We start from the raw sequence: 6,873 nt of genomic DNA, 5'->3' as shown, positions 1-6,873 counted from the left end.
CACCGACGCCTCCGTCGCCCGCCTCGAAGCCTCCCCCGTGTGGTTCGGCGGAGAGGCGCCCACGCCCACGCCCGGATACGACCGCGACCGCCTCCGGCACGGACACCGCTTCGAGGGTCCCGCCGTCGTCTTTCAATACGACACCACCCTCGTCGTCCCCCCCGGCTGGAGCGTACGCGTCGACGCCCGACGGAACCTTTGGGTGGAACGGTGAGCGTTTTTGGAGTAGATTTGAGCCCGGGCATGCGCGGGAGCACGAGCGCGCGGCGGGGTTCGGATTCATCGACGAGAGGAACGGAGGAGCTGATGTCATCGAAGATGCACGCCGGAGTCATGGGAGGGCTCCTCGCGCTCGTATGGGCGGGAAGCGTCGCGCCGGCGCGCGCGCAGTCGCCCGATCCGCCCTTCTCGTGGGAGGCCCCAACGGTCTATTTCGTCATGCTCGACCGCTTCGCCAACGGCGATCCGTCGAACGATCACGCCTATGGACGCGGCCTCGACGCCGACGGCGAGCCGTACGACCGCGACCCCTCCACCCCTTTCCGCGGCGGCGACCTCGCCGGGCTCACGCAAAACATCGAGGAAGGCTACTTCGACGATCTCGGCGTCCATGCGCTCTGGATCACGAACCCCTTCGAACAGATCCACGGGGGGATCGGCGGCGGCAAGGACGACTTTCCGTTTTACCCCTGTCACGGGTACCGGGTGCTTGACTTCACCGAACTCGACGCCGCCCTCGGCACGGAAGCGGATTTCCGGCGCTTCGTCGATACGGCGCACGCCCATGGCCTCCGCGTCATCCTCGATGGGGGGCTCCACGCCGCCGACGCCCACGCCCTCGGCGCCGACGGGGAGCGCCCCGACCGCCCCGTCGACCGCGCGCATGCTGACTCGGTGTGGGCGCGGTGGTGGGGCACGGCGTGGGTTCGCGTCGGGCGGCCCGGCTATGATCCGTGCGAAGAAGACGAGACGCCTGGAGGGCTCTCCGGCTTCAAAACCGATTCGGAAACGCCCGTGGAGATCCCCGTCGCGCTCCGGGAGAAATGGGGGGCGGAGAAGCTTGCGAAGGAGAGGGCGGGGCTCGATGCGTTCTTTGCCCGCACCGGCTATCCCCGCGCGCCCCGGTATTACCTCATCAAATGGATGACGGACTGGGTGGAACAGTACGGCATCGACGGCTTTCGGGTGGACACGGCCGGGCGCGACGAGCCGGAGACGTGGCAGGCGCTCAAGCGTGAGGCCGTGCGGGCGCTCCGGGCGTGGAAGGCGGCGCATCCCGCCGAAGCGCTCGATGACCTCGACTTCTGGATGACCGGCGAGGCAGAGGGCCACGGCGTCGAACGGGACGCCTATTTCGACGCGGGTTTCGATGCGCTCCTCAACGCCGCGTTTCTGCCCGTCGCCGCACCCGGCGACCTCGACAGCCTCTACACCGCCTATGCCGGCCGCATCAACGGCGACCCTTCGTTCAACGTGCTCTCATACTTCTCCTCGCGCGAGGCTCGCTCCATAGACCGCGCGCGCCTCCTCGAGGTCGGCACGCGGCTGCTCATGCTCCCGGGCGGCGTGGTGATCCGTTACGGCGACGAGACGGTCCGCCCGCCCGGTTCCGACGTGAGCGCCGCCGATCAGCCGCCGCGCTCGCCGGTGACCCGGGAGGCCGTCGATGCGGACGTGCTCGCGCACTGGCAAAAGCTCGGGCGGTTCCGCCGTCGCCATCCCGCCGTGGCGCGCGGGGCGCACCGGAAGGTCTCCGATGCGCCGTACGCCTTCCACCGGCACTGGGCCTCCGGGGCGATCGCGGACGACGTGATCGTGGTGACGGGTGCGGAGGGACGCACCCGTCTCAACGTCTCGCGCGTCTTCCCCGACGACACCGTGCTCCGCGATGCATACACGGGGAAAATCGCCATCGTCTCGTACGGTCTCGTCACCTTTTTGCCCGGTCCGCAGGGCGTGCTTCTGCTCGAAGAGGCGCGGTAATCCGGGGCGATCCTTGAACGTCGAAACGCCGACGCGCCGCTTCTTCCACAACCATCCATTGCATCATGGATCCGATTCTGATCGAGCTCTATCGTCACCGTTTCTCAGGCGTGGCGGACGAGATGGGCGTGACGCTTCGGCGGACGAGCTATTCGCCGAACATCAAGGAGCGGCTCGACTTCTCGTGCGCCGTGTTCGATGGGGCCGGCGGGCTTGTGGCGCAGGCGGCGCACATCCCCGTGCACCTCGGCGCGATGCCCGCGAGCGTGGCGGCGGCGCTCGCGGCGTTCCCCGTGTGGCGGCCCGGCGACGTGGTGGCGCTCAACGATCCGTACGAGGGCGGCACGCATCTCCCCGACGTGACGATGATCTCGCCCGTCTTCCTCGACGCCGCCGACGAGGCGCCGCGGTTCTTTGTGGCCAGCCGCGCCCACCACGCCGACGTCGGCGGCATGACGCCGGGCTCGCTCCCGCTCTCGACCGAACTCTATCAGGAAGGGCTGATCATCCCGCCGGTGAAACTCTACCGGGCGGGGGTGCGCAACGACGATCTGCTCCGCATGCTGCTTCGGAACGTGCGCACGCCCGAAGAGCGCCGGGGCGACCTCGCCGCCCAGCGCGCGGCGCATACGGTGGGCGAGCGGCGGCTGCGCGAACTCGTGGCGCGGCACGGGGCCGAAGAGGTCCTCGCCTATGCCGCGCACCTGCAGGCCTACAGCGAACGCCTCGTGCGCGCCGCCGTCGCCACGTGGCCCGACGGCGCGTATGCGTTCGAAGACGCCCTCGTGCTCGACGACGAAGGCCCGGCCGAGCGCGTCCCGATCCGCGTCTGCGCCCGCATCGAAGGGGATGCCGTGACGTTCGACTTCACGGGGACGGCCGGCGCCGTGGACCGCTCGTTCAACGCCGTGCTCGGCATCACGCAATCGGCCTGTTATTACGTCGTGCGGTGTCTGGCGGGCGAGGACGTGCCCGTCAACGCCGGGTGCTTCGCGCCGGTGACCGTGACGGCGCCGGAAGGGTGCCTGGTGAACGCCCGCCCGCCCGCCGCCGTGGCCGGGGGCAACGTGGAGACGTCGCAGCGCATCGTCGATGTGGCGCTCGGAGCGCTGGCGCAGGCCCTGCCCGGACGCATCCCCGCCGCCTCGCAAGGCACGATGAACAACCTCACCATCGGGGGGCTCCGCGCCGACGGCACGCCGTACGCCTATTACGAGACCATCGGCGGCGGCATGGGCGCGGCTCCCGACGCCGACGGCCTCAGCGGCGTCCATGTGCACATGACGAATACGCTGAACACCCCCGTGGAGGCGCTCGAGATGACGTTCCCGTTCCGCATCACCCGCTATGCGTTGCGCCGGGGCAGCGGCGGGCGAGGGCATTACACCGGCGGCGACGGGCTCGTGCGCGCCTATGAGATCCTCGCGCCCGCCACCGTCACCATGCTCAGCGAGCGCCGCGACGCCGGGCCGTGGGGGCTCGCCGGCGGCGAGGCGGGCCTGCCGGGCCGAAACGTGCTTCGCCGCGCCGACGGCTCCGAAGAGACGCTCCCGTCGAAGTTTACCCGCCGTCTCCTCCCGGGCGACCGGCTGCGCATCGAGACGCCCGGCGGCGGCGGGCACGGCGCGCCCGAAGGCGGACCGCCCCCGGGCGTTTGAAGGTTTGGCATTTTGGCCGATATACAGACAACGCCCCCTTGACGTTTGTCGGATGAGAGTAACAAGAGGAGGGCCGTAAGGCATCGATGAAGCCGCCTTCTCCATGCGTTGTATGATGAGTGAAACAGCCGTTTATAAACACCCGACCTTCGAGCATTTCTTGCGCTTTCACATAGATGACTTCACGTTCGTCTACGAGGATGAGAACCGGGAACACGCGGTGAAGCGGCACCTCTTCGCCTTGACACGCAAAGGCTTTCCGCTCGAAGATATACAGTTGAATCAGGACGTATACGTCCTCGATGAAAGTTCGGAGGGAGACAAGGGCCTCAAGCTCGTATGTGCGAAGGGGGAGATGGCCACGGTAGCGATGCCTTTTCTGATCGAGAAGATGGTGACGGATTATCAGAATAACCGCTCCCGGCAATACGGTCCAATCGTGTTGGGGTATCAGGGGGATCCGAGCTTCTTTTTGCGGTATTATGACGCCGCCGTTCAACGGGTCTTCCTGCAAAGCGCGAGGCGCTCGGTTTACGTCGAGCCCGCTACGAAGCGGACCTCGTGGTATGGGGAAGTCAATGCCCACGATCAGCGGCGTTTCCTCGATGCGGCCACCGAGGCGCTGGTGAAATTCGAAGGGATCAGCCTGTTATTGACGCCGCACCTGATGACGAAAAAGGGAGAACAGGTGCTTGCCGACAGCAGTCATGCCGCGAGTCTGGCGGTCACATTGCTGCAGCATATCCATCCCGGCGTCTCCGACCATAAGGTGTACACCATCGCGCTGGCGGGCCTCGTGCAGCACTTCGGCGTGCTCTTCGATGAAACGGAAGACTATTATCCGGGCAAACTGTACGATACGCCGAACGTCGAAGCGGTGGAGGTGTTGGAGGAAATGGGTTTTGGAGAGGCGGAGGGGGGGCAGAATCCCCTGGCGTATCTGGGCGTGCATCCGAAAGACGTGCTCGACGTGGTGCGTCATCGAAGCGGTCCGCTGCCCGGGTCGGCCAAAGAGAATATCGTGCTTATCCATTGCCTTGCCCTTTCCAATCACATCGTTTCAGCCTTTTTCACGGAACGGACCCGTCTGGAGGGAGGCGATGGGCCGCTGGACCGCAACCCGGCTTTCGGCAGCGTCCCCCGGACGATGGAACGCCTGGAGGCGTTCTTCAAAGAAAGCTTTTTCTTCCGCTTCCATCAGGCAAAGATTGAACGATTCATCCGAAATGCGGATCAGTATTTTCGTATGCACGTCGACACGCGTCTTCGGGAGCAGCAATATGTCTCCAATGCGGAACGCGAGGCGGTTGCCCTCGGAGGGGAGTTGGGAGAGGGAAAAGAACAGTAGGTGCGAGCGTCGTCACCGGTTGCCCCGGCGAAGGATGCGGTTTTCCGGATCGACGACGAGTTCGGCCTCGGCGGGCGCGGTGATCACGGCTGTGCCGCCGGGCATCTCGACGCGCCGGGTCTCCGCGCCGATGCGCACGTCCACGGGCATGGGGAACGGCCGGTCGTCCGGTGTGTCCCACCGCAACGCGACCCGCTCACCCTCACGGCGGACGATCAGCGCGGGCAGGCCGGGCTGACGCACGTACACGTCGAAGAACCAGTCGAGGTCGCGGCCGGAGGCGGCTTCGGCGAGGTGAAGAAAATCGTCGGTGACGGCAAAGCGGCAGGCGCTGCCGTCGGTGGTGCGTTCGAGCCTGGGATCGGGATAGGCCATGCGGCGGAGCGCGGTGAAGAAGGCGTCGTCGCCGAGGAGATAGCGGAGCGTGTGGAGGATCCACGCGCCTTTGACGTAGATGTCGCCGCCGTAGACCTGTTTGGCCGAGAGCGTCTTTCGCGGGGCCACGGATTGCCGGTTGGCGATGCCGGGACGTGAGGCGTCGAGGTAGGCGCGGTAGGCGTCTGCGCCCTGCGTGCGTTCGAGGTAGAGGGGTTGCATGTACGAGCCGAAGCCCTCGTGGAGCCACATGTCCTCCCAGCTCACGTTCGTGACGAGGTTGCCCCACCATTCGTGCGAGAGCTCGTGATGATGGAGCGCGTCGAAGCCCCAGTCGCGCCCGCCCGTCATCGCGCCGTTGTCAAAGTTTGCCCCGTAGGCGATGATGGTCTGATGCTCCATGCCGAGGTGCGGCGTCTGCGCCACGCCGTACTTGTCCGCGCGGAACGGGTACGGGCCGACGACGGCCTCGAAGAAACGAAGGTGGTCGAGGATCTCCGGGAAGAACGTCAGGCCCTTTTCGTAATCTTCCGGGAGCACGTAGAAGACAACCGGGAAGACGTCGCCCGCCACGCTCGTGAACGTGTCCTCGAGGGTCCGGTACGGCGCGATGTTCAGCGCCACGTCGTACGCGTTGATGGGCGTGGAGACGAACCAGTGGTACGTGCGCGTGCCGTCGTCGTGAGGTTCGACGGCGCGGAGCCGCCCGTTCGAGGCGACGACGAGCGGCTCGGGCACGGTGATGTGGAGGGCCATCGAGTCGGGTTCGTCGGAGACGTGGTCCTTGACGGGCCACCACAGGTCCGCGCCTTCCTGCTGGACGGTGGTCGCGATCCAGGGCGCGCCGGAGGGGGTGCGCGCCCACGTGAAGCCGCCGTCCCACGGCGGGTTCGGCGCGATGCGGGGCCGCCCGCCGTAGGCGACGGTCACGGCGGCGGTCTCGCCCGGCTGCTTCGTGTACGGGAAGGCGATCCACAGCCTGCCGCCCCGCCGCTCGAAGGCGAGCGCTCCGCCCGTGGCGGCATCCGTGACCGCCGCGACGGCGAGCGCGGGATCGAGGTCGAGCACGAGATGCGGCGTCGGAGAGGTGATGCGGACCGTGGCCGTGAGCGCCCCGGCGATTGCGCTGTCGGCGGGAGAGACGGCGAGCGTGAGGTCGTAGAAGACGACGTCGTACGCAGCCTGCTCGGGCATGAGCGGCCCGCCGGAGTCGTACCGGTACGGCGTCTGGGCGGGGGCGGCGTGGCAGCCGGCGAGCGCGAGGAGGACGAGGCAAAGGAGACGCGAGCGCATGCGAAAGCAGGTCGTGTGGATGAAACGTTCCCGCATTATAGCGTTCAACCGGGGGAACGTTCAAAAAGGCCTGCGAATGATTCGGATCCTACTCGCGCTTTTCATCGGAATGGCGGCGCCGCCGGGCGCTCTCGGGCAGGCCGTCGTCTTCGGGCGCGCCGCCGACCTCGACACGGGCGCGCCGCTCGCGTGGGTGCGCGTCACGCTCGAAGCGCC

General features: G+C 67.2%; 4 protein-coding genes and 1 pseudogene. 4 read left to right on the top strand and 1 reads right to left on the bottom strand.

Annotation, left to right across the window (positions count from 1 at the left end; genetic code table 11):
* The 4 genes and pseudogenes from AC1HIY_RS07245 to AC1HIY_RS07230 all read left to right on the top strand — a co-directional run.
* Positions 1 to 214: pseudogene (locus AC1HIY_RS07245) on the top strand (hydantoinase/oxoprolinase family protein); the annotation flags it as partial.
* Positions 215 to 306: 92 nt separating this feature from the next.
* Positions 307 to 1,983 carry an alpha-amylase family glycosyl hydrolase gene (locus AC1HIY_RS07240; RefSeq protein WP_479576053.1) on the top strand — a complete coding sequence of 559 codons (1,677 nt, stop codon included), beginning with the start codon at positions 307 to 309 and terminating at the stop codon, positions 1,981 to 1,983.
* A 65-nt stretch (positions 1,984 to 2,048) separates the two neighbouring features.
* Positions 2,049 to 3,641, top strand: a complete 1,593-nt coding sequence (locus AC1HIY_RS07235) for a hydantoinase B/oxoprolinase family protein (RefSeq protein ID WP_479576052.1) — start codon at positions 2,049 to 2,051, stop codon at positions 3,639 to 3,641.
* A gap of 160 nt (positions 3,642 to 3,801) precedes the next feature.
* On the top strand, positions 3,802 to 4,989 hold the full coding sequence (locus tag AC1HIY_RS07230; RefSeq protein ID WP_479576051.1) for a hypothetical protein: 1,188 nt from the start codon (positions 3,802 to 3,804) through the stop codon (positions 4,987 to 4,989).
* Between the two features lie 12 nt (positions 4,990 to 5,001).
* On the opposite strand, the gene AC1HIY_RS07225 is transcribed toward AC1HIY_RS07230, so the two are convergent.
* Complete coding sequence (locus tag AC1HIY_RS07225) at positions 5,002 to 6,657, bottom strand: M1 family metallopeptidase (RefSeq protein WP_479576050.1); 1,656 nt, start codon at positions 6,655 to 6,657, stop codon at positions 5,002 to 5,004.
* Positions 6,658 to 6,873 lie beyond the last annotated feature (216 nt).

It is taken from the genome of Rhodocaloribacter sp., assembly GCF_056451265.1.
The sequence above is the reverse complement of the archived record's forward strand: the minus strand, read 5'-3'. Positions and strand labels throughout refer to the sequence as shown.

What these genes read in the sequence shown, in the direction of transcription:
- AC1HIY_RS07240 (WP_479576053.1), top strand. Translation starts at nt 307, where the DNA reads ATGTCATCGAAGATGCACGCCGGAGTCATGGGAGGGCTCCTCGCGCTC.
- AC1HIY_RS07235 (WP_479576052.1), top strand. Translation starts at nt 2,049, where the DNA reads ATGGATCCGATTCTGATCGAGCTCTATCGTCACCGTTTCTCAGGCGTG.
- AC1HIY_RS07225 (WP_479576050.1), bottom strand. Translation starts at nt 6,657, where the DNA reads ATGCGCTCGCGTCTCCTTTGCCTCGTCCTCCTCGCGCTCGCCGGCTGC.